This window comes from Dysgonomonas sp. Shenzhen-Wh21 (assembly GCF_043392705.1).
GTDB lineage: Bacteria > Bacteroidota > Bacteroidia > Bacteroidales > Dysgonomonadaceae > Dysgonomonas.
Genome location: NZ_JAIXHZ010000078.1, coordinates 55,454 through 81,344, shown reverse-complemented (window position 1 = coordinate 81,344; position 25,891 = coordinate 55,454). Strand labels below are relative to the sequence as shown.

At 39.0% G+C, this 25,891-nt stretch carries 21 protein-coding genes and 2 tRNA genes; 17 read left to right on the top strand and 6 right to left on the bottom strand.

Features of this window, described 5'->3' with window-relative positions:
• Positions 1 to 390: 390 nt before the first annotated feature.
• A complete protein-coding gene (locus LDB17_RS05105; RefSeq protein WP_252638382.1) occupies positions 391 to 1,641 on the top strand; it encodes a DUF5018 domain-containing protein in 1,251 nt (416 codons plus the stop codon).
• A 95-nt stretch (positions 1,642 to 1,736) separates the two neighbouring features.
• On the opposite strand, the gene LDB17_RS05100 is transcribed toward LDB17_RS05105, so the two are convergent.
• The 5 genes from LDB17_RS05100 to ribH all read right to left on the bottom strand — a co-directional run bounded on the left by LDB17_RS05100 (position 1,737) and on the right by ribH (position 4,139).
• Positions 1,737 to 2,078, bottom strand: a complete 342-nt coding sequence (locus tag LDB17_RS05100; protein ID WP_135104594.1) for a hypothetical protein — start codon at positions 2,076 to 2,078, stop codon at positions 1,737 to 1,739.
• A gap of 167 nt (positions 2,079 to 2,245) precedes the next feature.
• Complete coding sequence (locus LDB17_RS05095; RefSeq protein WP_135104593.1) at positions 2,246 to 2,683, bottom strand: hypothetical protein; 438 nt, start codon at positions 2,681 to 2,683, stop codon at positions 2,246 to 2,248.
• Positions 2,684 to 3,425: 742 nt separating this feature from the next.
• A tRNA-Gly gene (locus LDB17_RS05090) sits at positions 3,426 to 3,498 on the bottom strand.
• 25 nt (positions 3,499 to 3,523) lie between these two features.
• Positions 3,524 to 3,606: transfer RNA gene (locus LDB17_RS05085), tRNA-Tyr, on the bottom strand.
• A gap of 35 nt (positions 3,607 to 3,641) precedes the next feature.
• Entirely contained in the window at positions 3,642 to 4,139 is a 498-nt protein-coding gene (gene ribH / locus LDB17_RS05080; RefSeq protein WP_252638383.1) for a 6,7-dimethyl-8-ribityllumazine synthase, read from the bottom strand.
• A gap of 200 nt (positions 4,140 to 4,339) precedes the next feature.
• On the opposite strand from ribH, the gene dut reads away from it, so the two are divergent.
• From dut to LDB17_RS05000, 16 genes are all read left to right on the top strand, one after another.
• Positions 4,340 to 4,774, top strand: a complete 435-nt coding sequence (gene dut / locus LDB17_RS05075; RefSeq protein ID WP_006843835.1) for a dUTP diphosphatase — start codon at positions 4,340 to 4,342, stop codon at positions 4,772 to 4,774.
• Positions 4,775 to 4,793: 19 nt separating this feature from the next.
• Entirely contained in the window at positions 4,794 to 6,575 is a 1,782-nt protein-coding gene (locus LDB17_RS05070) for a tetratricopeptide repeat protein (RefSeq protein WP_252638384.1), read from the top strand.
• Positions 6,572 to 7,417 carry a DUF4292 domain-containing protein gene (locus LDB17_RS05065; RefSeq protein WP_252638385.1) on the top strand — a complete coding sequence of 282 codons (846 nt, stop codon included), beginning with the start codon at positions 6,572 to 6,574 and terminating at the stop codon, positions 7,415 to 7,417. Before LDB17_RS05070 ends, LDB17_RS05065 begins: the two co-directional genes overlap by 4 nt.
• Complete coding sequence (locus tag LDB17_RS05060; protein ID WP_252638386.1) at positions 7,414 to 8,715, top strand: murein hydrolase activator EnvC; 1,302 nt, start codon at positions 7,414 to 7,416, stop codon at positions 8,713 to 8,715. Before LDB17_RS05065 ends, LDB17_RS05060 begins: the two co-directional genes overlap by 4 nt.
• A gap of 5 nt (positions 8,716 to 8,720) precedes the next feature.
• Entirely contained in the window at positions 8,721 to 9,449 is a 729-nt protein-coding gene (locus LDB17_RS05055) for an FdtA/QdtA family cupin domain-containing protein (RefSeq protein ID WP_252638387.1), read from the top strand.
• Positions 9,439 to 10,374, top strand: coding sequence for a GNAT family N-acetyltransferase (locus LDB17_RS05050; protein ID WP_252638388.1), 936 nt, complete (start codon positions 9,439 to 9,441; stop codon positions 10,372 to 10,374). Before LDB17_RS05055 ends, LDB17_RS05050 begins: the two co-directional genes overlap by 11 nt.
• 86 nt (positions 10,375 to 10,460) lie before the next feature.
• A complete protein-coding gene (locus LDB17_RS05045) occupies positions 10,461 to 12,146 on the top strand; it encodes an amino acid permease (RefSeq protein ID WP_252638389.1) in 1,686 nt (561 codons plus the stop codon).
• A gap of 77 nt (positions 12,147 to 12,223) precedes the next feature.
• On the top strand, positions 12,224 to 12,964 hold the full coding sequence (rlmB, locus tag LDB17_RS05040) for a 23S rRNA (guanosine(2251)-2'-O)-methyltransferase RlmB (RefSeq protein WP_252638390.1): 741 nt from the start codon (positions 12,224 to 12,226) through the stop codon (positions 12,962 to 12,964).
• Between the two features lie 26 nt (positions 12,965 to 12,990).
• Complete coding sequence (locus tag LDB17_RS05035) at positions 12,991 to 13,368, top strand: RidA family protein (RefSeq protein ID WP_006843843.1); 378 nt, start codon at positions 12,991 to 12,993, stop codon at positions 13,366 to 13,368.
• A 74-nt stretch (positions 13,369 to 13,442) separates the two neighbouring features.
• Positions 13,443 to 14,489 carry a bifunctional diaminohydroxyphosphoribosylaminopyrimidine deaminase/5-amino-6-(5-phosphoribosylamino)uracil reductase RibD gene (gene ribD, locus LDB17_RS05030; RefSeq protein ID WP_252638391.1) on the top strand — a complete coding sequence of 349 codons (1,047 nt, stop codon included), beginning with the start codon at positions 13,443 to 13,445 and terminating at the stop codon, positions 14,487 to 14,489.
• A gap of 93 nt (positions 14,490 to 14,582) precedes the next feature.
• Positions 14,583 to 15,965 carry a DUF6242 domain-containing protein gene (locus LDB17_RS05025; protein ID WP_252638392.1) on the top strand — a complete coding sequence of 461 codons (1,383 nt, stop codon included), beginning with the start codon at positions 14,583 to 14,585 and terminating at the stop codon, positions 15,963 to 15,965.
• 89 nt (positions 15,966 to 16,054) lie between these two features.
• Positions 16,055 to 16,759 carry a DUF6089 family protein gene (locus LDB17_RS05020; protein ID WP_135104580.1) on the top strand — a complete coding sequence of 235 codons (705 nt, stop codon included), beginning with the start codon at positions 16,055 to 16,057 and terminating at the stop codon, positions 16,757 to 16,759.
• 17 nt (positions 16,760 to 16,776) lie between these two features.
• Positions 16,777 to 17,526: an isoprenyl transferase gene (locus tag LDB17_RS05015; protein WP_252638393.1), complete on the top strand. Its 750-nt coding sequence runs from the start codon at positions 16,777 to 16,779 to the stop codon at positions 17,524 to 17,526.
• 68 nt (positions 17,527 to 17,594) lie between these two features.
• Positions 17,595 to 20,270 carry an outer membrane protein assembly factor gene (locus LDB17_RS05010; RefSeq protein WP_006843848.1) on the top strand — a complete coding sequence of 892 codons (2,676 nt, stop codon included), beginning with the start codon at positions 17,595 to 17,597 and terminating at the stop codon, positions 20,268 to 20,270.
• 89 nt (positions 20,271 to 20,359) lie between these two features.
• Positions 20,360 to 20,875 (top strand): OmpH family outer membrane protein, encoded by a 516-nt coding sequence (locus LDB17_RS05005; protein ID WP_006843849.1) that lies wholly within the window; start codon positions 20,360 to 20,362, stop codon positions 20,873 to 20,875.
• Between the two features lie 55 nt (positions 20,876 to 20,930).
• Complete coding sequence (locus tag LDB17_RS05000; RefSeq protein WP_252638394.1) at positions 20,931 to 21,434, top strand: OmpH family outer membrane protein; 504 nt, start codon at positions 20,931 to 20,933, stop codon at positions 21,432 to 21,434.
• An 85-nt stretch (positions 21,435 to 21,519) separates the two neighbouring features.
• On the opposite strand, the gene LDB17_RS04995 is transcribed toward LDB17_RS05000, so the two are convergent.
• Positions 21,520 to 25,566, bottom strand: a complete 4,047-nt coding sequence (locus tag LDB17_RS04995) for a two-component regulator propeller domain-containing protein (RefSeq protein WP_252638395.1) — start codon at positions 25,564 to 25,566, stop codon at positions 21,520 to 21,522.
• Positions 25,567 to 25,891: the final 325 nt, after the last annotated feature.

Below are 25,891 nucleotides of genomic sequence, written 5' to 3'. Positions count from 1 at the left end.
TATTTTATTACTGCTCTGTAAAACGAACAACAAAATAGAGTTGCTAATATTTATCCTCATACATTATTACTTAATCATCGGTCGATATATTTATTCCGAAGTATATAATCAAACGTCCTGCCAAAAACATAAATACCTAATAAACAAATAAATAACCAATAAATCAGTGTTCGATTTCGGAACTTTGTACGATTATGCTTTATCAAATTCGAAAATTACAATAAAAATAAACACGCAAATAGTTCGCTAAACAACCTTAAAGTTTTAAATTTGCATAACCATTGTTCATGTCAGATACACAAAAGTACCCGACAACCTAACCGCTAATTGAGAATTAAGCATATAGAGATTAGCAGAGCCTAATACTTCTAAAATTTAAATTTTCTAATCATGGGACTAAAAAAAATCTTATATCTGATATTATTGATTGCAACAGCTACAGCCTGCGATGACGATACACAAAGTAACATTAAAGAGATCCGAGCTTTTAGTGTAAACGCAATAGAAGCTACAATAGACCAAACAAATAAAACGGTAAGACTAACCCTGCCGAAGGGAAGTGACTTAAAAAAGATAAAACCGACGATTAAAGTATCGCCCAAATCATCCGTAAGCCCGAATTCAGAAATGGAGCTGGATTTCACCAATCCTGTAAAATATATAGTAACGGCAGAGGATGGCTCTCAGCAAGAGTATCTTGTGACTATAACCACGGCAAAATCATCAGATAAATACATCCTTGTTTTCAAGATCGGTCAGAACTCAGGCGACGTAGATTGGCAAAAAAACAGGGTAGACGCCGAAGTTCCCGTGGATACAGATTGGACTAAAATAACGCCTACAATAACCGTGTCGGAAGGTGCGACGATATATCCTGCTTCGGGAACAGAAGTTGACTTTACGAATCCCGTAAAATATACTGTTACAGCAGAAGACGGCAGCAAGGTTGAATATGTGGTTACAATATATGATGCCATCTCAAGAGCCACACCCGTTGCAGTATCTACAATGATAGAAACAGTAGATAAAGAGTCAACCCGCTATTATTTTTCATACAACTGGGCAAGAGAAATACAAGAGTATGCCACCGGGCATTCAGCACCACGGTTTATAACCAAATTTATCTACGACAAGGGAAAAGTAAGCGAGATACTCATTACTGAAGAAAACGAGCCGGAAGTAATAAGTGTTATATCCGATCTAAGTGTTACCTATCCCGACAACAAGACGGTTAACCTCACTGATAAAGCAACAAATGCGATATCTAAAATAAAATTGAATGATTGGGGAAAAGTAACCGAGTATACAAAAAACAATGGAGATATCGAAAAATTTGAATATGACAAACAGGGAAATATAATAAAGTATACGCATGCAAACGGAGACTTCGAAACAATGACTTTCGAAAACAGAAACGGTGCATTCAAAGACAGTTTCAAGCAACAATGGCTATCACTGTTCACAGTATCACCGGCCAAGGCAAATCCTCAGCAGATTACCTCTGTAACTACATACACCAAAGACGGACAACTCAAAGAAACAATTAATTATAAAAATCAATACAACATCACATACAACCTCTATCACTATTCTTATACAAGTGAAGGTGTAAAAACAAGCGTCAGTTTCTTCTACGAATAATAAATACAATAAAAGCGATTGCAAACCAAAAATGTAATCGCTTTTGATATGTCCTTAACACTTAGCTATTGAAGCTAAGATCGCATCGTATACAATTAATTATGCCCGGAATGAGGTACAGGCACAACAACAGGCACAGGAGTCCTATTGGGAGTACCGGCAAACCATTCTACTAATTTATCATTCAGAAAACGAATTGTATAGCTATTTCCATACAAGTTGTCGGAGTATGCAATTGTCTCCAAGTCACCCTCGGGAACCGCAACAGCCTCAAGGTGTGTATAGCTCGTACCCAACACATTCACAACCTCTTGCTTGGTCATGCCCAATCTGAGTTGTTTTACTTTCGAGTCTAAACTCCACACTCCACAAGAACATAGAGCAACCGTACAGAATAAAATAAACAGGAAAAATTTATTCAGTAGTATCCTTTTCATAGCATGTATTTTTATGATGTATCCTTGTTATTAAGACAAAAATACGAAGAAAAGGTTTAAATGTAAAAGTTTTAAAAATATAGTAAGAAAAATAACAAACAAGAATTTATCCTTTCAGTTTGTTTTGATTCTTATAAGATATAACAAACCCTCTTGGGATTATATTATTATGATTCTAACAATCCGGAAATTTCATTATTCGCCAATATCATGTTATCAAGAATTTTCTCCAAATTATTCTTCAATTCTCGCGAAAAACTATTCAATAATTGCAGATGAATTTCAACATGGCAATCGTCATCGATACCCAGAATTGTTTTAATACCTTTATATTTCAAATTAATATTTGCTGCAATATTAAGCATCTCCCCTCTCTTGTCTTCGGGTAGTTCGTAGCTGTGCAGGTTATAAAGGATCAGGCTGAACATTTCAGTCTCTAAAGGTATACAAACTACATTCTCGATATCGGCTCCAACAACATTATGAAGCGGACGAATACTAAATGTATTTCCGTTATAAATAAAAGTGATAAAGCGATCAACATGACACTCAGGAAATAAACCTCTCTCTTGTAAACAATTGTAGAATTCATTTTTAATGTCCATTTTTATTTTATTTACGCCTTTCTGTTCCCCTCGAAAGACAGGATAAATATATATGGAAGCGTGGGAATCAGCCGTACTATCACATTCAGAGGTATCGCCAAACACCCATCGCATAGATAGACAACTAACCCCACGCTCATATATAATTCATACTAAAAAACGTATAAACCAAATGAACGTGAGAGCCAATTGCTACTACCCCTATGCGATTAAAATTTGGCGATTTTCCGAATATGGGATAATACCTTAACACTTCTCGTTTAAAATCTATATAATCCCAATACAATCCGCTGACAGATTAGAATTAACACAAATTTAGACGAAATGCGCGACCCTTCAAAATATTTCAAATCAATAGTTTCGATAAAAAACGAATTTGTTAAATTATCATATCAATATTCACTAATGAACAAATAGCTGGCTATACGCTTCGTTATAATTCTTTATTTTGCTTGCAATTTCACACAAAAAGTCACATCTTCAAACAGAAGACATCCCCCCCTTATTTAAATACTGAATTTGATATATTGGAAGAATTTCTGTAGACAGAAAACATTGACAACTTTATTCACACTTCAGTAGTAAGCGATCTGCTTTTTGTAAAATTCATGTACAATCTCAATACCCATAATCGTGGTTGTGTTAACGTTCTTACAATACCCTACTAACTTTACACCTAAAAGCAGTATTTTTTAGGACAAAAAAAGCAACTACATTTCTGTAATTGCTTTTCTGTCATCAGAGCGGAAGACGGGGCTCAAACCCGCGACCCTCAGCTTGGAAGGCTAATGCTCTATCAACTGAGCTACTTCCGCAATGTATAATTTGCATCTCAAAAAGTGGGCAGTGAAGGATTCGAACCTCCGAAGACGTAAGTCAGCTGAGTTACAGTCAGCCCCAGTTGGCCGCTTTGGTAACTGCCCTTTTTGCTTTGCGGATACAAAGGTAATACTTTTATTTATTCCTCCAAATTTCTACGGTAAAAATCTATCATTTTTATCGCAGTTATTGCGCATTCATCCCCTTTGTTACCATGCTTGCCTCCGGCACGATCTATAGCCTGCTGCATGTCGTCGGTAGTTAAAAGTCCGAATATGAATGGAATATCATAGCGAATATTCATATCTGCGATACCCTGAGTTACGCCACTGCATACATAGTCAAAATGTGGAGTATCTCCTCTTACTACGCATCCGATAACGATAACGGCATCCACCGGCTTATTTTCTGCCAGATGTTTTGCACCAAAAACAAGCTCAAAACTTCCCGGAACAAAGTCGATCAGAATATTTTCTTCTTTCACCCCATGCTTTTTCAATGTGCTATACGCTCCATCAAGCAAAGGCTTCGTTATATTCTCGTTCCATTCCGATACCACGATACCGACTGTCATTTCTACTCCACTGGGCACTGTAGCCGGATCGTACGATGATAAATTATGGTATGCTGTTGCCATTTTTTATATATTTTGTTAGGCTGCAAAGATACCGATTGTAAACAAATATCCAAAACTCAAAAAAGCTTTATCGATCAAAAGCTTTATCTAAAAACTTTAAACAACTTCTTTAATTCTTAATTTTTATCAATTAGCGAAGTAGATTGCAAAGATTTAACTAATTTCGCACACTATATAATAAGGTATTACAAATCATTACAATGAAAGTAAAAATCATAAATAAATCGCAACATCCCCTTCCCGAGTATGCCACCCCTTATTCAGCAGGAGTAGACCTCAGGGCTAATATAGAAAATCCGATCACGCTAAAACCCCTCGAAAGAACGATGGTTCCTACAGGGCTCTATCTGGAACTACCACAGGGCTACGAAGCGCAAATACGCCCTCGCAGCGGATTGGCTGCCAAACACGGATTGACCGTACTGAACTCTCCGGGAACAATAGATGCCGACTATCGGGGCGAAATCCGTGTTATCTTAGTCAACTTATCCAACGACAACTTTGTTATAAACAATGGTGAACGAATTTGCCAGATGGTTATAGCCCAACATGCGCAAGTAGTATGGGAAGAAGTAGACTCGATCAGTGAGACTGAGCGTGGCGACGGAGGATTCGGACACACAGGAAAAAAATAAAAAAGAACTATATTCTTATATGAAAAGAACTATATACAGCGTCCTTCTCTTCTTATTTGTTGTCTCAGCATTCTCCGATCTATCGGCACAGAAGAAGACCGTCAAAAACAGTGTCGTATCTCAAGCCCAAGACCTGCCGATGGCTAAACTGTCGGAAGATGACAAGCGCAAGTTTGACTATTACTTTCACGAGGCTATGAATGCCAAAGCGACAAGTAAATTTGACTCGGCATTCGACCTTTTGGGATACTGCTTGGCTATCGATTCTACCAATGCCAATGTGTATTACGAATTGGGGAATTATTACAATTCGCTGGATAATAAAAATAAGGCATTGGATTTCTATCGTAAGGCTACAAGTTACGACGGAAGCAACTTCTATTACAACATGGCCTATGCAAGCCTTTGCCTAGAGTTTAAGCAATATAGCGACGCTATAGAACAGTTCGAAAAGCTTCTTGTATCCAACCCCGACAACTCGGACTTATATGTATATCTGTCGGAAGCCTATCGCATGGATGGAAACATACACAAGGCGATATCGACCCTCGACAAGATGGAGCAAATAGTAGGACTGAACGAAAAGATCAGCCTGCATAAGTACCAACTGTATACAGCGATAAAACAAGAGAGCAAGGCTTTTGCAGAAATACAAAAGTATATAGACAAATATCCGTACGAAATAAAATATCAGATATTGCTTGCCAACTTATACTTGCAAGCAGGGAAAAACAATGAGGCGTACATGGTCTACAGTAAAGCAAAATCCATCGACCCCGAAGATCCTTATCTGATATCGTCACTTGCTGAATATTACGAAAGAACAAACAACAAAGAGGCAGCCGAAGAAGAACTTCACACAGCCCTTATGAGCCGCAAGATGGAGATCGACACCAAGTTGGCTATTCTGGCTCAGTATGTAGGCACTTTGCAGCAAAACAGACAGGATACGAAGGTCGCCAATCAGCTGTTCGACTCCTTGATGGTACAACATCCGCAAGAGCCGAAGCTAAACCTCATGTATGGCAATCTGCTGATGATGCAAAACAAAAAAGAGGAAGCACGATTCCAATATCAGGTATTTGCAGAAGCCAATCCAACTAACCCGGTAGGATGGGAGCAACTGCTGAGCACAGCATTTCCTGATAGCTTAGACATGACAATCAGAGTTTGTAAGCAAGCCATATCATACAACCCCGAACAACCTCAGTTTTACTTCTACTTGGGTATTTCGGAGTATATGAAAGATGATTATAACACTGCACTGGAAACACTTCAAAAAGGAGTGGTATATGTAGACGAAGAAAACGTATCTCTTCTATCCGACTTCTACGGGCAAATAGGTGACCTGTATTACCACCTCAACAAGCTCGACAGCGCATTCCTTACCTACGACAAAGCGATAGAGTATAACCCAAACAACATGGGTGTGCTCAACAATTATAGCTATTTTCTTTCCGTAGCCAAGAAAAACTTGGACAAGGCAGAGAGAATGAGTAGCGTTACGGTAAAAGCAGAACCAACAAACCCTACCTATTTGGATACCTACGGATGGGTATTGTTTGAGCAAGGAGCTTACACGATGGCAAAAATATATATAGAAAACGCCATAAAGTATAGCGAAGAAAAAAAGACAGAAATCAGCAGTGAAGTACTCGAGCATTACGGCGATGTACTATACAAAACCGGAGAGACCGAAAAAGCACTGGAATACTGGATAAAGGCAAAAGAGAAAGGTGACAGCAAGTCGAAAACGCTGGACAAAAAAATTGAAACAAAAACTTACTTTGTCGAAAAATGAAACTATCCAACAGATATATACTTATAGTACTTGTCACTCTGGCAATACCTTTTGCTATCAGCAGTTGCGGATCGAAAAAGACGCTGACTACAGGAGGCACATTAGCCGAGAAAAACAACAATGAAGTGATTGCCGACGCCCTGAGATCGGAGCTCGATTATAAAACGCTGACCACAAAAGGCAGTATCGAGTTCAAGTCGGGCAAATCGTCACAAAAAGTTCCTGCGGTATTTAAAATAATAAAAGACAGTATACTTCAGGCTTCGGTACGAATACCGTTTATAGGGGGAGAGGCTATGCGCATCAACTTCACGCCCGACAGTATAGTTATTATAGACCGCCTAAAAAAACAATACATGGCCGAACGCTACAAAGACTCGAAAGTAGTTGCAGGCTTCGACTTCAATTATTACAACCTTCAGGCACTGTTTACCAACAGGTTGTTTATCCCCGGATATAAAGAGGTAGTAAATAAAGACTTCGGCAAATTTAAAGTTACTTCAACAAACGATACGTATCTGATGCAAACAAAAGGCAAAAGCGATTTGTTGTACAACTTCCAAGTTGATGCGTCCGACAGAATTATATCTACTCTTATCATTCAGGAGAAAAAGAATGTTTCCATCCAATGGGATTACAGCAACTTTATCAAAGACAACAATCGTGTATACCCCACAAATATGGAAGCGAAGGTTAGCTTTGCAAAAAAACAAGCCAACATCAATATTTCATACGACAATCTGGATATAGATAAAGACTTTAGTGTAGATACATCGATTCCTTCTAAATACAAAAAAGTTGGATTTTCGGATATTATAGGAGCTTACATAAAATTGAAATGAGAAAAACACTTCTCTTACTCACACTCGTCGTTAGTATTTCTTCTTTTGCTCAAACAGCCAAAATAAAAGAACTGGAGCAGCAAAGGAAAGATGCCTTGCGTGAGATTTCAAATACTGATAAGCTACTGCGTGAAACCAAGAAAACAACAACAAACCTCCTAGACAGAATAAAACTGATCTCGAACCAAATATTTTCGCGTCAAAAAGTATTAGGCCTTCTCGAACAGGAAGTGAGCGGTATATCTGCCGAAGAAATACAGATAGGGAAGGAAATTGTAATTCTCGAAGCCGAGCTTAAAGCGAAGCAAGCCAATTACGCCAAAGCAATCGATGCCATGCAACGCAACAGGCAAGGAGAAAACAAATTACTGTTTATCCTATCGGGCAAATCACTCACCGAATCGTACCGAAGAATGCGTTACCTGAGAGAATACTCGGAGTGGAGAAGTCAGCAGGCTGACGAGATAAAAGAAAAGAGCGAAACGCTCAAAGAAAGAAAAGAAGCGTTGAAGAAAGTAAAGACCGAAAAGGTGACGCTAATCAATCTTCGGTCTTCGGAACAAGATAAACTAAAGAAAGAAGAAACAAATTATCAGCAAGAGGTTAGCGAAGCACAAAGCAAACAGAAAGACCTCCAAAAAATACTGACTCAGAAGAGAAAGCAAGCCGAAGCCCTCGACAGACAAATAGCCAAGCTCATAGCCGAAGAGGTAGCCCGTCAGGAACGTGAAGCAAAACGAATAGCTGAGGAAAAAGCACGTGCAGAAGCAGCGAAAAATAATAATGCGACAACCAATAATAAGAATAAGACTCGGACTAGATCGAGTGAAAGCAGAACAACAACACGTACTCCTGTTGCCACTTCTACTCCCGAAAATATAACATTATCGAACAACTTTGCGGCAAATAAGGGTAGACTTCCTTACCCTATATCTGGAAACGCAACCATCACCACACGTTTTGGTACACACCAGCACAGCAAATGGAATGTAACCACCTCAAGCGGAGGTATAGACATTCGATCTCAGGCGGGAGCCGATGCCAAATCGGTATTTAATGGTGAAGTAACTTACGTAGCCGCAATTCCGGGATATAATACCTGTATCATTGTCCGTCATGGAAACTATTACACCTTCTATGGCAATATACAGAGCATATATGTGAAACAAGGTGATACCGTAAAAACCGGCCAGTCGTTGGGTAAAGTATATACCGATCCCGACACGGGCTACTCTCAAATGCATTTCCAACTCTGGCAAGGTACAAACAAGATGAATCCTGAACCTTGGCTAAGATAATGGATATGGAGAGAGACAGTTTTATCGAATTACCAATCATCACAGACCATCGGGGCAAGCTTACCTTTGCCGAAATAGGGCAGCATATACCGTTCGATATCTCTTGTGTTTCGCTGATTACGCAAAAGCAAGACTTAGAAAAGAACGAGCAGATATTGATTGCCTTGCAAGGCGTTGTAGAAATATCCGTTAACGATAGAAGATATACTCTCGACGAGCCTCACCAAGCACTTTATATTCAAGATAAAAGCGAGATAAAAAACATATCCGACAATGCTGTTGGCTTGATTATTTCATCAAAAAAGAATACTAAAGCTTCCGCTAAAAAAGCTTCTTCGTCAAATAGATATACAGTATCAGATTGTGCGCTGATCCCTCTGGAGGAGAATATAAATATAGCAAACGATATCCCCTTTTCAGTAAAGCGTGTTTTCTATATCTATGATATCCCCGAAGGAGAAAGAAGAGGGATGCATGCCCATAAACTTTGTCACGAAATACTGATTGCTATAAATGGCAGTTTCGTAGTAGAGTTGAATGACGGGATAAATAAAAAAACAGTTACCCTTGATAGCTCTTCTTACGGGCTTCATATTCCTCCCGGTATATGGGCGTTAGAGACAGAGTATTCGACCAACGCAAGATGTATGGCATTAGCATCGGACGAATACGATCCTATGAATTACATTCATTCTTATTCAGATTTCATCAAATACCGTCAGGATGGAAATTAAAATATACACGCCCGACTTCAAGCTCGAATGGGATAATTTTGTTCGCAATTCGAAAAATGGCACATTTCTTTTATATCGGGATTTTATAGAATATCACGGCAACCGCTTTAGAGACTATTCTCTACTCTTCTTCGAAAAAGGGAAATTGATTGCTCTTCTGCCCGGACATCTCGAAAACAAAGTGTTTTATTCTCACAAGGGATTGACATACGGCGGTATGATAATGAGCAAGGACACAAAAGCAAAAAATATATTATCTGCATTTGAGTACCTTACCATCACATTTCGCAGGCAAGGGATAAAGAAGATTGTTTACAAAGCTATTCCTCATATCTATCATCAGCAACCAGCAGAAGAAGACCTGTATGCCCTCTTTCGCAACAAAGCAGAGCTTACAGAACGAAATATATCATCGTCGATACTCATCTCCGAAAAAATAAAATATTCGGAACTACGAAAACGAGGGATAAAAAAAGCCGAAAAGAGCGATCTGAAAGTAAAAAAATCTGACAATTGGGAAGGTTTTTGGAAAATCTTGGAACACAATCTGCAAACACGATACAACAAGCAGCCGGTACATTCTCTGGAAGAAATTCTTTTATTGAAAAAGAAATTCCCTAAAAATATACATCTCTTTACGGTAAAAAATAAGGATAAAGATATAGTTGCAGGCTGCCTTATTTTCGAAACCAAAACAGTCGCACATATCCAATACATTGCAGCATCGGACGAAGGAAAGAAGAAGGGAGCTACAGATTTGCTGGTAGATCACATAATCAGTGAAGCATATCCCGACAAGAAGTATTTCGACTATGGGGTTTCCACCGAAGACAGTGGACTGTATCTCAACGAAGGACTGATAGAACAAAAAGAAGGGTTCGGAGCGAGAGCCACAGTATATGATATTTATACGATCAATCTCTAAAAATCAAAATTATAATTAGCGATATATTTACGCTTCCTGATATATCTACAAGTCCTTTATAATATAGAAAAAGAATATTTACATAGATGAATTTAAATTCTTTTATACGAAAAAAGAGCATCGATAGCATCTCTGGCGAGGGCGATTCTATGGGCTCGGGAATGAAAAGAGTACTCGGTGTGAGAGACCTGACGCTTTTCGGTATTGCTGCCATTGTGGGCGCAGGTATTTTCAGCACGATAGGACGTGCAGCTTTTCATGGAGGACCGGCAGTGTCGCTCCTTTTTGTTTTTGTTGCCATAGCCTGCATTTTCACAGCGCTGTGTTATGCTCAGTTTGCATCTATGATATCAGTGAGCGGTAGTGCATACACATACACCTATGTGTCGTTAGGCGAAATATTTGCATGGACAATAGGCTGGGCGCTGATACTCGAATATGCCGTATCGAATATGGTGATAGCAATTTCGTGGTCGGAATATTTCACCACCCTGCTGCAAGGGTTTGGCGTACAGTGGCCCGACTGGCTTGCCATAGGATACGCCACGGCATACAAAGCCCATAATGCAGTGTTGCATGGAGGTACAGACCTGCCTGCACACATACTAAAGGCTGCCCAAATATACCAGAATGCTCCCGAACTATTCGGCTCAAAAATATTGATCAACCTGCCTGCGGGACTTGTAGTTACCGCACTTACTTTTCTTGTCTTTTTGGGAATAAAGGAATCTAAAGCGCTCAACAATTTGCTGGTATATCTCAAGATAGGGATAATACTGGCCGTAATCCTTATCGGAGCATTTTTTGTAAAGCCCGAAAACTGGTCTCCCTTTGCGCCAAATGGCATACAAGGCGTTCTCGGGGGTGTGGCTGCTGTATTCTTTGCCTTCATCGGCTTCGACTCTATATCTACCACAGCCGAAGAAAGCAAAAATCCACAACGGGACATGCCTCGTGCAATGCTTTACTGCTTGGGGATATGCACCATATTGTATGTTGCGATAGCACTTGTACTCACGGGAATGGTAAACTATAAAAACTTGGGTGTAGACGACCCTTTAGCATACGTATTCCAATTGGTAAATATGGATTTTGTGGCAGGGGTAATATCTTTTACAGCGATAATTGCTATCACGAGCGCAATACTTGTCTTCCAGATCGGACAGCCCCGTATATGGATGACAATGAGCCGCGACGGATTGCTATGGCCTAAGTTCTCGAAAATCCATCCCAAATACAAGACTCCGTCCTTCTCCACTATCATTACAGGAGTTGTAGTGTGTATACCATCTTTGTTTCTCGACATGCAATTTGTGGTCGATCTTACCAGTGTAGGCACATTCTTTGCATTTATCCTTGTGTGTTCGGGAGTGCTGTTTCTCGATCATAAAGGAGAAAGCAAAAAAGCTAAATTTAAGGTTCCCTACATAAATGGACAATATATCATTTTTATATTATTCATAGTTGGAGTATCTTTGTTTATTGGTAAAACCGATTATACAGAGGTTGTCGCCAGAAAACCCTTGCTGATAGTCTTTTGGGCTGTTTGGCTGGGATTGTCTGTTGCGGCATTCAGATATAAGTTTTCGTTGCTCCCCGTATTGGGAATCCTTACCAATTTATATCTGATGACAGAGCTGGGATGGTCAAACTGGGTAATGTTCCTTATATGGCTTGCAATCGGATTGATCATATATTTTGGATATGGATACAAAAAAAGTAAATTAACATTGCAAAGAGAACAGATAGGCAACCCGGGAGATTTAATGTAACATTATCAATCTCAACGAACAGTTGTTGCCATACATACAAAAATAACAAATAGGTCTGCGACCCTAAACATAACAGAATGAAAGAGAAAGAAATGATTTTCGGCATACGTGCTGTAATAGAAGCCATAGAAGCCGGAAAAGAAATAGATAAAGTAATTGTAAGACGTGAACTTCAAGGAGACCTTTCGAAGGAATTGTTTGCTTTGCTGAAATCACGAGACATTGCGGTGCAACGTGTACCCAACGAACGCCTCGACCGTTTTACACGCAAAAACCATCAGGGAGTAATTGCCTTCCTTTCGGCTATCACATACGAGCATATCGAAGACATCATTCCTTTCTTGTATGAGCAAGGGAAAGACCCTTTCATTTTGGTGCTGGATGGAATCACCGATGTGCGCAACTTCGGAGCTATTGCACGCACATGTGAAGTAGCGGGTGTAGATGCAATCGTTATACCGGCAAAGGGTAGCGTAACCGTAAATGCCGATGCCATAAAGACATCAGCAGGAGCATTGCTCAAAATTCCTGTATGTAAGGAGCAAAGCCTTACCAATGCGATTCAGTTCCTGAAAAATAGCGGAATAAAAGTAGTTGCAGCCACCGAGCGTGGTGCTGACGACTATACAGCTGTTGATTACTCTGGTCCAATAGCTTTTGTGATGGGTGCGGAAGACACGGGAGTATCGAACGACAACTTGAGAATAGCAGACAATCTTGTAAAAATACCTCAATTCGGCACAATAGGCTCTCTCAATGTATCTGTTGCCGCCGGAGTACTGATCTATGAAGTGATACGCCAGAAGGGCATAAAATAATTTTCATCATTCAAACTCAGCGTACAATGAAAAAAATAATTTCAACGAATAATGCACCTGCGGCAATAGGGCCATACAGTCAGGCTGTAGAAGTAAATGGTATGGTATTTCTTTCGGGACAACTTCCTATCGATCCGGCAACGGGTGATTTTCCCGAAGGTGGTGCTAAGGAACAAACCGAACAATGTTTCAAAAACATTAAAGCGATCCTTGCCGAAGCAGGTCTTACAACCGATAATATCATAAAAACTACCGTATTGCTAAACGACATAGCTCACTTTGGAGCAATGAATGAGGTGTATGCTACACAATTTTCGGGAACATTCCCCGCACGTTCGGCTTTTGCTGTCAAAGACCTGCCAAAAGGAGCATTGGTGGAAATAGAAGTAATCGCAGCCAAATAATATTTTATAAAAAAATCTTTACAGTAAAATAACCTCGTAATAATTGCGTTTCTCTGTTGTAGAAACTCAAAAGAATGACTGTTGACGAAAAATATATGTATCGTTGCCTGCAACTGGCACTCAATGGAAAAGGATTTGTAAGTCCCAATCCGATGGTGGGTGCTGTGGTAGTTCACAACGATAAGATAATAGGAGAAGGCTTTCACCGTGAGTATGGCAAAGCCCATGCCGAAGTGAACGCCATCGCCAGCGTGAAAGACAAATCATTGCTCAAAGAGTCTACCATCTATGTATCACTCGAACCATGTGCACACCAAGGAAAAACACCTCCATGTGCCCAACTGATCATCGACAACCAGATTCCGCATGTAGTTATCGCATGCCTCGACCCCTACCCTGCTGTTTCGGGACGAGGAATAAAGATGCTGCAAGATGCCGGCATAAAGGTTGATATAGGAATATTAGAGCGGGAAGCATGGGAGCTAAACAAAGAATTCTTTACCATACAAACAAAAGGCAGGCCATATATATACCTGAAGTGGGCACAGACTCAGGATGGTTTTATAGACAAAGCCAGAGACGAGAAAGACATTCCTCAGCCAACGCCGATATCGAATGAGTTTTCGAAAATGCTTGTACATAAGAAAAGAGCAGTTGTTCCTGCAATTATGATAGGTACAAATACAGCAATAAAAGACAATCCGTCGCTCACAACACGACATTGGTATGGAAAAAACCCCGTACGTGTTATACTCGACAGGCAAGGACGCATACCGCTCGATTATACGATTTTTGATGGAAAAGTAGAAACGATTGTATTCACCGAAAAGGAGTCTTTTCCGAAGCTGGAGAAGGTTACTTTCATCCAAATTCCATTCGACGAAAATGTATTGGAAAACATATTCACGACGCTTAAAAAGCGGAAAATCACTTCGGTACTCGTTGAGGGAGGACAAGAACTGCTTCAAAATATTATAGATAAACGATTGTGGGATGAAGCCTTCATAGAAATTTCGGGCATTACATTCAACAATGGAGTACGAGCTCCCATCATTGCGGGGCATGTCTTAAATGAGATAAATTGGGGGGCTTCTAAACACATTCATATACGTTTAGCCTAACCATAAAATTATATAAATATTAGATTTGTTGACGCATAAGCCGAAATTCTTTCTATTTTTGCACATTGATATTGAATAAAACTGATTAAAATAATGAAGTTGAAGAAATTTTCTTACCTACTACTTTTCGTAACTTTTTCACTCATTGCATTAAGTTCTTGTAATGATAATAATACGACTACTACAACTGAAGGCGGTTCTGCCGATGCTCAGATTTATTCGTTCAAGTTGTCAGCCATAGCGGTATCTTCTATCGACTCTGTCAACTATCCTATAATGGCAAAAACCAAATTTTCAATCGATCAGAGTCGAAACCTCATTTACAACATAGACTCATTGCCATATAAAACAAAAATAAAGAAATTTGCCACTACGCTCACATACTCGTCTTACGGCATCGGTAAGCTTCAGCTCGTATACCCCGATTCTATTGCAGAATGGAACGGTACAGATTCTATCAACTATGCATTAAATCCTAAAATCAAGGTATATGCGGCAAATGGTCTCGACAGCAGAGAGTATACGATAGATATACGAATACATAAAATAGACCCCGATACAATTATATGGCACAAGGTAGGTACACTACCCGATGCAGTTGGAATACAACAAAAAACAGTATTGAAAGACAATGACTTCTATACATTTACTGTTGCAGACGGCAACCTAGCTGTATATAAAGCATCAAAAAGTGCTCTTGCATGGTCTAAACATCCAATAACAACAGGACCTTCGGCTGCAAATATTGTAATAGAAAGTATAACACTATTCAACAATACGTTCTATGTTGTAGATAAGAACAATCAATCATACAGTTCTACCGATGGTATCAATTGGACAGCCAAGAACAACGAAGTAAAAGCTATTTATGGCGTATTACCGGGAGCCACTGCAGCAAAAGATTCACTCTTAGTAGCTACGGAGCAAGACGGTAAATACTACTTCGCTAAAACAGCAGATATGCAAACGTTGGTTCTTGTGAAGAACTTAAGTAGCAATCTATCCTCGAACGAAATAAGCCAAAGCTTTCCGGCTTCAGATTTCTCTCCGGTTACTTTTGTCAACAGGGCAAATCTGAGCAGCAATATGCTAACCATCACAGGAGGTAGAGGGTTCAACAATCAGCAATCGAACCTCACATGGTCTTTACGTGTCGGAGATGACAATCTTCTGGAGCTAGGTTCAAACCAAGTGAACTTACTATTCGGTGCGAATGACGGTGTCAGTTGTTTCTTATACGACACATACTTGTTTGCGCTAACAGGAAATATACTATATAAAAGTGACAGCATGGGGGTTAAATGGATTTTAGCTCCATCCAAAGAAAGTTTAAGTACAAGTATACCTAAAGCCTCGGGGCAATCGGTAATAGTAGATAGTGAGAACTATGTTTGGATATTCGGCGGAATACCAAAAACAGGATCTACGCCAGTCAAAGAGATTTGGAGAGGTCGCTTAAATCGTCTTATTCCGTAAGGTTCCCCCAGGTTAAAAACTGGCAGTCGATATACTTATTGTCTTACTTTTGCGTTAGATAAAGATAGATATTGAATAATAAATTTATAATGAGAAAAGAGATACTTTTAATTTTTATACTTATTTCAGCCTCTCTCTTCTCGTCTATCACACTCAACGCACAAGACGACTACAAATATGAGATTGGCGGAATGGCGGGCACATCTTTCTATATGGGAGATGCCAATAAGACAAAATTATATCAGAACCCGGGATTATCGGCCGGCGTTATTTTCAGATATAATAAAGACTTAAGATGGTCTGTAAAAAACAACTTTGTAATAGGCAAAGTATCGGGCGACACCAAAAACATGGGAAATAAATTTCCGCATGATCAGCAAGCATCCTTCAGCAGGATGTTTTACGAATTAGGAAGCCAGATTGAGTTCAATTTATTTAATTATAGTGATAAGTTCAGTTACCTTGGCACCAAACGGATAACACCATACGTGTTTACAGGTGTAGGAATAACTTTTGCTTCGGGAGAGAAGAAATTCTTAGATGCAAATATACCTATAGGCATCGGGCTGAAATACAAAATGAAAGATCGCTTGAATATAGGATTTGAATTCTCTTTCAGGAAATTATTCAGCGACTCATTTGACGTGACCGAGAAAAACAGTAAATTTGACCTCGATAGCCCTTATGGGATAAAAGGTAGCATATTCAAGAACAACGATTGGTATTCCCTTACAATGTTTACCATAACATGGGATTTCGGACGTAGAGTGTGTCCTTGCTTAAATTCTGATTAATTTAAAATAAAATATAAATGTCATATTTTGACCAAATAGATAAAACTAGAATACCCAAACATGTAGCCATAATCATGGATGGCAACGGGCGTTGGGCGAAAAGTCAAAATCTGGATCGCTCTTTTGGGCACAAAGAAGGCATTGTTGCTGTACGCAGAACAATAGAGGCAGCGGCCAAAGCCGAGATAGCCTATATAACCCTTTACACATTCTCTACCGAAAACTGGAAGAGACCCGAAGAAGAGGTTAAGGCACTGATGGCATTGATGATACAGGCTGTAGCCAACGAAACCCCTGATCTGATAAAAAACAATATACGGGTAAAGGTGATAGGTGATATAGACCGCCTGCCCGCCGACACACAGAAAGCGCTGGATTTCTGCTTGAATGAAACATCGGTATGTACAGGCACTACAGTTGTGCTGGCTCTGAGTTATTCTTCGAAGTGGGAATTGACAAAGGCCATGAAGACAATAGCAAGTGATGTGAAAGCCGGAAAAATAAAATTGGAAGACATCGAAGAATCTCTAATTCCACAGTATTTGTCTACGAAAGGAATTCCCGATCCTGATATATTAGTAAGAACCGGAGGCGAGCTGCGCATCAGCAATTTCCTTCTTTGGCAAATAGCATATTCCGAACTTTATTTCACAGATGAGCTTTGGCCCGACTTTAACGAAGAATCGTTATTCAAGGCCGTTGTAGATTTCCAAAACCGGGAACGCCGTTTTGGTAAAACCAGTGAACAGGTATCAACAAAACCATAGGTTCACAAATATAAGAGTAGCATTAATACTAATAAAAATATTATTCGATAATAATTCTTAGACCAAATATGTTAAATAAAGGTTTATTCTTTCTGACTGTTATTCTATGCCTTGTATCCACAGGAATACAAGCACAAGGGGTAGACAGCACCGAAATCAAAAATGTGAATAAGGCTCTTGAAGCAAATGTTCAGGATTTACCGCTAATTACATACAACTCCAGTAAGAAGTATGAAATTGCCGACCTTAAACTCACCGGTTTAGTGAATCCGATGTATGAAGATTACACATTGTTTGGTTTTGCACAGCTACAAGTCGGAGATATAATAGAGGTACCCGGCCCTGAAGTAACAAATGCAGTTCGCCGCTTTTGGAGACAAGGATTATTCTCGGATGTAAAAATTGCCGCTACAAAAATAGAAGGTAATAAAATATGGCTCGAAATCAACCTGAAAGAAAGGCCTCGTATTTCTGATATCGTGTATACAGGAATGAAGAAGTCGGAACGTCAGGATATCGCCGCTAAGGTTGGGATGGTGAAAAATCTGCAAATCACCCCATACCAAATGGACAGAGCCAAGACAATCATAAAAAAATACTTTGACGAAAAAGGATTCAACAAAGCAGAGATATCTCTGACTGAAACGCCTGATTTGTCGAAAGAAAATCATGTTATTCTTAACATTGATGTGGTTAAGAAAAACAAGACCAAGGTGAACAGAATCACCATAGAAGGGAATGAAGAGGTAGCCACCAGAACGCTGGAGAAAGCGATGAAAAAGACCAGACATAAAAGCAATTTTAAGTCTTGGCTTGCCAACTTCCTCCGTTCTACAAAGTATGTACCTGAAAGCTTTGAAGAAGATAAGAACAACTTGATCGCCAAATATAACGAATTGGGTTACCGTGATGCTACAATCCTTTGGGATACAGTATATACAGCTGATGCAGAAGGCAAACCTGATAAGGTAAACATCGACATAAAAGTGGATGAAGGTAAACAATACTTCATTAAAGACATCAAATGGGTAGGTAATACCGTGTATCAGACATGGCAATTGCAAACTCAGTTGAATATGAAACCGGGTGATGTTTACAATCAGAAGAAACTAACCGAGCGTCTTTCGGTAGACGAAGGTGCTGTGATGAATGTATTCTATCAAAATCACGGTTACTTATTCTCTAATGCCGACCCAGTAGAGGTAAATATAGAAAATGACTCTATCGACCTCGAGATACGTATTACAGAAGGCCCTGTAGCTAAAATCCGTAAAGTAACTATATCGGGTAACGATAGGGTATATGAAGATATCGTACGCCGCGAATTAAGAATAAAGCCGGGAGCTCTATACAGCCGTGATGACATTATCCGTTCGATACGTGAAATAGCTCAAATGGGACACTTTGACCCTGAGCAATTAAATAATCCGAAAATAGAACCGGATCAGGATTCAGGAACAGTAGATGTAGGCTTACCGTTGGTGTCTAAAGCAAACGACCAGGTAGAGTTCTCTGCGGGATGGGGACAAACAGGTATTATAGGTAAACTGAGCTTGAAATTTACAAACTTCTCTCTGAAAAACTTATTCAATCCGGGCACATATAAAGGAATTATTCCTCAAGGTGAAGGACAAACATTGACTCTTAGCGCACAAACAAATGCTAAGTATTATCAATCCTATTCCGTTTCATTCTTCGATCCTTGGTTTGGAGGAAAACGTCCTAACTCCTTATCTGTAGGTGCTTACTATTCTCGTCAAACAGACATAAACAGCCGTTACATAAACAACAGTTATGGTTATTCTGCTCTAAGCAACTATTATGGTGGCTATGGTAGTGGCTATGGCAGTGGCTACGGAGATTACAGTTTTGCAGCCGACCCGAACAAATCGATAACAATGATCGGACTATCGGTAGGTTACGGAAAACGTTTGACATGGCCTGATGACTATTTTACATTCCAAACAGAGTTGTCTTACCAAAGATATAGCATGAAAGATTGGGCATACTTCATCGTTAAAGATGGTATTGCAAACAACCTAAGCTTGAATCTTACACTGAGCAGAAGATCTACCGACAACCCGATATACACACGTCGCGGAACAGACCTATCTCTTAGCTTACAGGTAACACCTCCATTCTCGTTGTGGGATGGCAAAGACTATGCGTCGATGAAGAAAATCGATGGCTATTATGAGCCAAGCGAAAAATTCACATGGATAGAATATCACAAATGGAAATTTAAAGCAAGAACATATACATCATTATCTGATGTGGTGAAAACACCTGTATTGATGACTCGTGCCGAGTATGGATTTGTGGGTTATTTCAACAAGAATAAGAAATCTCCATTCGAAACATTCTATATGGGGGGTGATGGTATGTCAGGGTATTCGAGCACATACGCAACAGAAACAATCGGACTTCGTGGATATGAAAACGGATCGTTGGGCACACAGGCCAGTGCATATTCTCGTCTGGCTCTTGAGTTGAGATATCCGCTTATCCTAGAACCATCGTCTACGATCTACCTACTGGGTTTTGTTGAAGCAGGTAACGCTTGGAGTGATCTGAATAAATTCAATCCATTCGATCTTAAACGTTCGGCAGGATTTGGAGCACGTATCATGCTACCGATGATCGGACTAATGGGTATAGACTGGGCATACGGATTCGACCCGATCAATGGATCTCGTGATAACAGCGGAAGCCAATTCCACTTTATCATTGGACAAGAGTTCTAAAAAGCCTTTTAACATTATTTATAAGCAAGTTACTAAACTAAAAGATTAACTGTGCGTCTAATAGATATAACACATTAAATTTGACAGTTATGAAAAGATTATTATTACTATTTGCTCTATTTATCGGAATTGCAGCCGGAAGCTATGCTCAGAAGTTTGCATTGATAGATATGGAATATATATTAAAAAATATAAGCACGTACGAAACTGCTCAGGAGCAACTAAACGTAATGTCTAAAAAATGGCAGGGAGAAGTTGACAAAGTACAGCAGGAAGTAAAAAATATGTACAAGTCGTATCAGTCTGACCTTGTTTTTCTATCGGGAGAACAAAAGACTAAAAGAGAAAACGAAATTGTAGAAAAAGAAAAGAGTTTGCAAGAATTGAATCGTAAATATTTTGGGCCCGAAGGCGAGCTTTTCAAGAAAAGAGAAGCCCTTGTAAAACCCATACAGGACGACATTTACAACGCAATAAAAGAGATATCGGAAGCCAAAGGATATCAGCTAGTGATGGACAGATCATCAGCCGAAAGTGTTATTTTTGCTTCCCCCCGAATAGATATAAGTAATGAAGTTTTAGCAAAGCTCGGATATTCAAAATAATTATTTATATTTGTCACCTAAATAAAGAATAACTAATCAAATAGACTTATACACTATGTTAAAAAAACTATTTTTATTGCTGCTGATTGTTGCTCCGGTTTCAATATTTGCACAAGATAAATTGGCATTTATAAATGCAGAAGAGGTGTTCTCTAAAATGCCGGAACTAAAAGAAGTTGAATCTAAACTTGCAACAAAAAGCGAGACGATAAGAAAAAATCTGACAGCTTTAGAAAAAGAGTACAACGATAAAGTTGAGGCTTTCAAGGCAGATACAACCGGGCTTACCGAATCGATCGTACTTGACAGACAAAAACAGTTGGAAGATCTGCAAAACAGATATCAAACATTCTTGCAAACAAGCCAACAAGAATACGAAAAAGAACAACAAGCATTGATCACTCCATTGCAAGAAAAATTGAGAAAAGCGATCAAAGATGTTGGCGACGAAAATGGCTATACTTATATCTTTAATGCTGCTGCAACTCTTTATACAAGCCCTACGGCTGCTGTAGATGCTGCACCTAAAGTAAAAGCTAAATTAGGCATTACTAACTAATCTTCGTTAGTTATAAATCATACAAAAAAAGCTCTGATAGTTTTATCAGAGCTTTTTTATTGTGACTTTACTTTATATTTTCACACTACACATCATACATTTCCCTATCTCTATATTCCTTAGGTGTACACCCATACTTTTGAGCAAACTGCCTGAAGAAGGTGGCTCTGTTGGAGAATCCCGATTTATAAATTATCTCATCAATTGTCATTTTAGTATTTAGCAATAAGTTTCGGGCTATGTACAAACGGCTCTCCCGTATCATATCTGCGGGACTATCACTTTCTACTTCGCTCAACCTACGATACAAGTGACGTGGGCTCATATTCAGTTCTGCGGCAATAAACTGAGCCGAGAGTTTGCTATTCATTATATTCTTTTCGATGATATTGTAGATATCCTGAATAAACTTTGTATTCTCCTTGTGAGTCATCTTACCTTCGGATAGGTCAAATGCACTTAACGGTGAACTGAAATAGTCCTTCAGCGTCTCTTTGCGCGAAATAAGATGCTTTACAGATGTGCGCAAATAGTCTGCATTAAAAGGCTTGGCAAGGTACATCTCTGCGCCCGATGACAAACCTTCTATTTGTTCCTCTATTGTATGTTTTGCCGAAACCAATATCATCGGAATGTGTGCTGTCTTTTTATCCGATTTTATTTCCTTCGTAAGAGAGATTCCATCCCTGCCGGGCATCATAACGTCACAAATGATAATGTTAGGATGTATCTGTGTCAGCATCTCATCTACAAGCAATGGTTTATCTATAGGAATTACATTATACTCATCGGCAAATATCTCACTGATAAACCATAAGATTTCCACATCATCGTCGATAATAAAGATTGTTGGCTTCAACTTATCAAATGCATATTTCGGAAGCTCCATCATCGGTTCATAATCTTTTCTGATAGTGATTTCGGGTAAGGCCTGATTTTTATCAATCAGCACATCGGAAACTTCCTTTTGCGGTAGTTTCACAATAAAGTCGGTACGCTCATCGAGTATGCTGTTTACCTCAATCGTGCCATCCAGCAGCTTTACCATACTATAAGAGATGGCCAATCCCAAACCATTGCGGGAGAACTCTCTCTTGCCTTCACGATTCTCAAAGTCGTCGAGGATACTATATCTGTCAAAAATCCTTGTTATATTTTCGGCTTTAATTCCTTTCCCTGTATTGGATATAATCATCAACAGCTCATCGTTCTCCTGATATACTTCAACCTGTATAAACCCATTGATAGCCGTATATTTGAATGCATTCGATACCAAGTTAGACAAAATGGTATATACGAATCCCCGATCTGAATTCCAAATCAAAGAGCCTTCAATATCCTTGCTGAATTGTATGTTTTTCGATTCGGCCAAGTCGTTGAACGAGTCGCTTATATCATGCGCTATATCTGTGATCGAGAGCGGCTCTATCTGAGGAGATTTATTACCGGTTTCGATCCGCCTAAACTCGATAAGTTCTTGAATCAGGTCATTCAGGCGTTCGGCATTCCGTTGTATAAGCTGTGTATATTTCCTCACAAAACTATCGGACCCGGCATGCGACAAGATACGGTTGCAAGGGCCATATATCAGCGTCAGTGGAGTACAAAATTCATGGGCGATATTGGTAAAGAAACGCAGCTTAGACTCGTGTACTTCCTCCTGATGACGTTGTTTTATTTTCATCATCGCCTTATATTTTTTCTTCTTGTCTTTTATGATAGCTGCTCGTATAAGCAAATATATAACGGATATCACCATTGTTGCATACAACACATACGCCAACGGGGATAGATACCACGGAGGTGTTATTTTTATTGTAATCGAATATACGGGGCTTTCCTTGCCGGTAAGACGGTTCATGTACTTTATAAACAATGTGTATTCTCCCGGCGATAAACTTGTAAACGAAATATTATTAGACGTTCCATTATCAATCCACTGTTTACTCAGGTCATCCAGTTTGTAATAATATGTGTAATTATTCCCGTTTACGTAGTCGAGTGCAGTAAAAGATATAGAAAAGAAGTTTTGATTGTAATTAAGCTCAAGCGTCTCATTTTCTCCATTCGACTGTAAGAAGTCGAATATATTTTTCTCCTGACCAAAAATCATCAGATTGTCAAACTGAATGCGAGGAAAATACTCGGGCTGAGCCATACCCGTCTCCGAGATAGCCACAAAGCCATTGATGCCACCAAAGAATAAGATATCGAATTCTTCATCCTTAAAATAAGCCCCATCGCTATACTCTATAATTTGTAAGCCATTGAGATTTGAATATGTTTGAAAATTATCTTGTTCTATATTAAATTTGATAATTCCTCTATTAGTACTCAGCCAAAGATTATTTCTCTCGTCGGCCAATATACCATGAATGGTATTATTCGGAAAGCCGTTTCTTTCGTTAAATATCTTGTCGCTTCTACCCGAAACGTGCTTAACCAAACCAAAACTGGTACCAAACCAAAATGCATTGTTCGAATCTTTGATAATGGAGAATATATCATTTAGCGTTTGATTTATCCCCTTGTCGGGCACAAGCGTATCTAGTTTATGTTGATTTGTATTCAAGCTATATGCACCATATCCACGGTTTCCGAACCATAAAATAGAATCGTTTTCCTGATAGATTGTAAAAAAATAATTCTGAGAGTCTCTCCCGTCTCTTATCGTAACACGGCTTGCGTTTTTGAATACAGGAGCATTTTGAGTGCCTGCAACTGACACTTTTACAATCCCCGTACCCACTGTCGCCAGCCATAGCGTAGAGTCGTTAAGCTCACAGATGGAGTGTATGTATTTTACAGGTTCTCCGTTGGCTATCAGCGGCACTCGCTTTATCGACCTGTCGCTGTACGAATAGTAACTTAGTCCTTCTTCGCAACCAATCCACAGTATATTTTTCTTACTCTTCGCAAAGGCATATACAGAATTATCGGTGAGTGCAGTATTTCCTGTATTGCTATATTCGAGTGAGAATTTAGAAGGAGCTTGATTGAAATCATAATTCTTTATTTTCACAATCCCATCCCCCTTTGTACCTATCCACAGTGTTTTTTCTTTATCCAAAAACAAAGCTCTCACCGGCTTTTCGATATTCGCCGTAAACGTATTGAACACCGCAGACCTGATCGAGTACATATCATTCGAATACATATATACCCCTTGTCCATCGGTACCTATCCAAACCAAATCTTGATAGCGGTCATTTATTAAACAGAAAATACCCGATTTGATTCCTATATCTTCAGGCTGATAATTATCGAGCTTATCGGATACATATTTCAATCTCAACAGCCCATTGGTCTTGAATCCGATAAAGTAATCGTTGTGATGTTTTATTACCGAAGATATCTCGCCATTCTTCTGTATTATTTCTTTCAGATTCCTGACATAGTATTTTTTCTTATCGGCGAAATGGTATTCATACAAAGTGTAAGTATTATCTATAAAATAGACGATATCAGCAATACCTCTTTCGTAGAAACAATAAAGGAGATCTTCATTGTGAGAAAACAGCTTTTCTTTTTCCAGCTTTATATCGCCTTCCCTACTCTCTTTTATAAGGTATGCCGGATTAGACTGATCTCTTGTAAACACCTGAAGCTTGTTATCGGAAGTGATCACAAAATTGAGAATATCATCATATCTCAATCCTCTTAATATTATCTTCTCAAAGGTTTTGGTCTCCTTTTTATAATAATAAATACAATCATCCTCTTTGATAATAAAGATATGGTTGTTCTTATCTTTTTGTATCAAATAGCGCCCTTTGAACTGATTGAAAGAATCAATCTTTTTAGTGCGTTTATCCAACCTGTTGAGCCCATAGTTTGTGTACACCCAAAGAATACCATCCTCTGTTTCCAATACATTTTCGATAAGATTACCCGACAAGTTGTTCTTCTCATCCGTTGGTTTGTATACTCGAATGCTAAGACCGTTAAACATATTGAGACCATCACAAGAGCCAAACCACAAGAAGCCGTCTTTATCCTGACAAATAGAAAGTATCGCACTGTTTGACAATCCATCATGGTTGGATATCTGGCGGAGATTATATGCATTTATATTCTGACACAATATAAGACCGATCAGAAAAAATGAAGCGTTTAACACGAATTTTTTCATGGATGTATTTTGTCCTAATTCTGATATAAGATTATGACAAAGATAAATATCTTACAGATAGTAAACGAGAAACAAATCCGCATTAACAGAAGCCACATATATAGATTTGAGACAATGTAGTATAGATTTATGACATGGCTCCAGAATTAATATTCTGCAATTGTTGCAGGTTTTAAGAAGAAGATATATTTGCTTTCGGAAAAGATGACTAATACCACTAACCTCTAAAACCTGTAAAAATGAAAAATATAACCTAAAGAGTGATCAACCTAATCCAAATCTAATTTAATCAAAATGCTCAGAATGTCTATTTCAAATTTAGACC

Bases quoted from the DNA above. Each gene is read 5' to 3' on its own strand.
- LDB17_RS05105 (WP_252638382.1), top strand. From the start codon at position 391: ATGGGACTAAAAAAAATCTTATATCTGATATTATTGATTGCAACAGCT.
- LDB17_RS05100 (WP_135104594.1), bottom strand. From the start codon at position 2,078: ATGAAAAGGATACTACTGAATAAATTTTTCCTGTTTATTTTATTCTGT.
- LDB17_RS05095 (WP_135104593.1), bottom strand. From the start codon at position 2,683: ATGGACATTAAAAATGAATTCTACAATTGTTTACAAGAGAGAGGTTTA.
- ribH (WP_252638383.1), bottom strand. From the start codon at position 4,139: ATGGCAACAGCATACCATAATTTATCATCGTACGATCCGGCTACAGTG.
- dut (WP_006843835.1), top strand. From the start codon at position 4,340: ATGAAAGTAAAAATCATAAATAAATCGCAACATCCCCTTCCCGAGTAT.
- LDB17_RS05070 (WP_252638384.1), top strand. From the start codon at position 4,794: ATGAAAAGAACTATATACAGCGTCCTTCTCTTCTTATTTGTTGTCTCA.
- LDB17_RS05065 (WP_252638385.1), top strand. From the start codon at position 6,572: ATGAAACTATCCAACAGATATATACTTATAGTACTTGTCACTCTGGCA.
- LDB17_RS05060 (WP_252638386.1), top strand. From the start codon at position 7,414: ATGAGAAAAACACTTCTCTTACTCACACTCGTCGTTAGTATTTCTTCT.
- LDB17_RS05055 (WP_252638387.1), top strand. From the start codon at position 8,721: ATGGAGAGAGACAGTTTTATCGAATTACCAATCATCACAGACCATCGG.
- LDB17_RS05050 (WP_252638388.1), top strand. From the start codon at position 9,439: ATGGAAATTAAAATATACACGCCCGACTTCAAGCTCGAATGGGATAAT.
- LDB17_RS05045 (WP_252638389.1), top strand. From the start codon at position 10,461: ATGAATTTAAATTCTTTTATACGAAAAAAGAGCATCGATAGCATCTCT.
- rlmB (WP_252638390.1), top strand. From the start codon at position 12,224: ATGAAAGAGAAAGAAATGATTTTCGGCATACGTGCTGTAATAGAAGCC.
- LDB17_RS05035 (WP_006843843.1), top strand. From the start codon at position 12,991: ATGAAAAAAATAATTTCAACGAATAATGCACCTGCGGCAATAGGGCCA.
- ribD (WP_252638391.1), top strand. From the start codon at position 13,443: ATGACTGTTGACGAAAAATATATGTATCGTTGCCTGCAACTGGCACTC.
- LDB17_RS05025 (WP_252638392.1), top strand. From the start codon at position 14,583: ATGAAGTTGAAGAAATTTTCTTACCTACTACTTTTCGTAACTTTTTCA.
- LDB17_RS05020 (WP_135104580.1), top strand. From the start codon at position 16,055: ATGAGAAAAGAGATACTTTTAATTTTTATACTTATTTCAGCCTCTCTC.
- LDB17_RS05015 (WP_252638393.1), top strand. From the start codon at position 16,777: ATGTCATATTTTGACCAAATAGATAAAACTAGAATACCCAAACATGTA.
- LDB17_RS05010 (WP_006843848.1), top strand. From the start codon at position 17,595: ATGTTAAATAAAGGTTTATTCTTTCTGACTGTTATTCTATGCCTTGTA.
- LDB17_RS05005 (WP_006843849.1), top strand. From the start codon at position 20,360: ATGAAAAGATTATTATTACTATTTGCTCTATTTATCGGAATTGCAGCC.
- LDB17_RS05000 (WP_252638394.1), top strand. From the start codon at position 20,931: ATGTTAAAAAAACTATTTTTATTGCTGCTGATTGTTGCTCCGGTTTCA.
- LDB17_RS04995 (WP_252638395.1), bottom strand. From the start codon at position 25,566: ATGAAAAAATTCGTGTTAAACGCTTCATTTTTTCTGATCGGTCTTATA.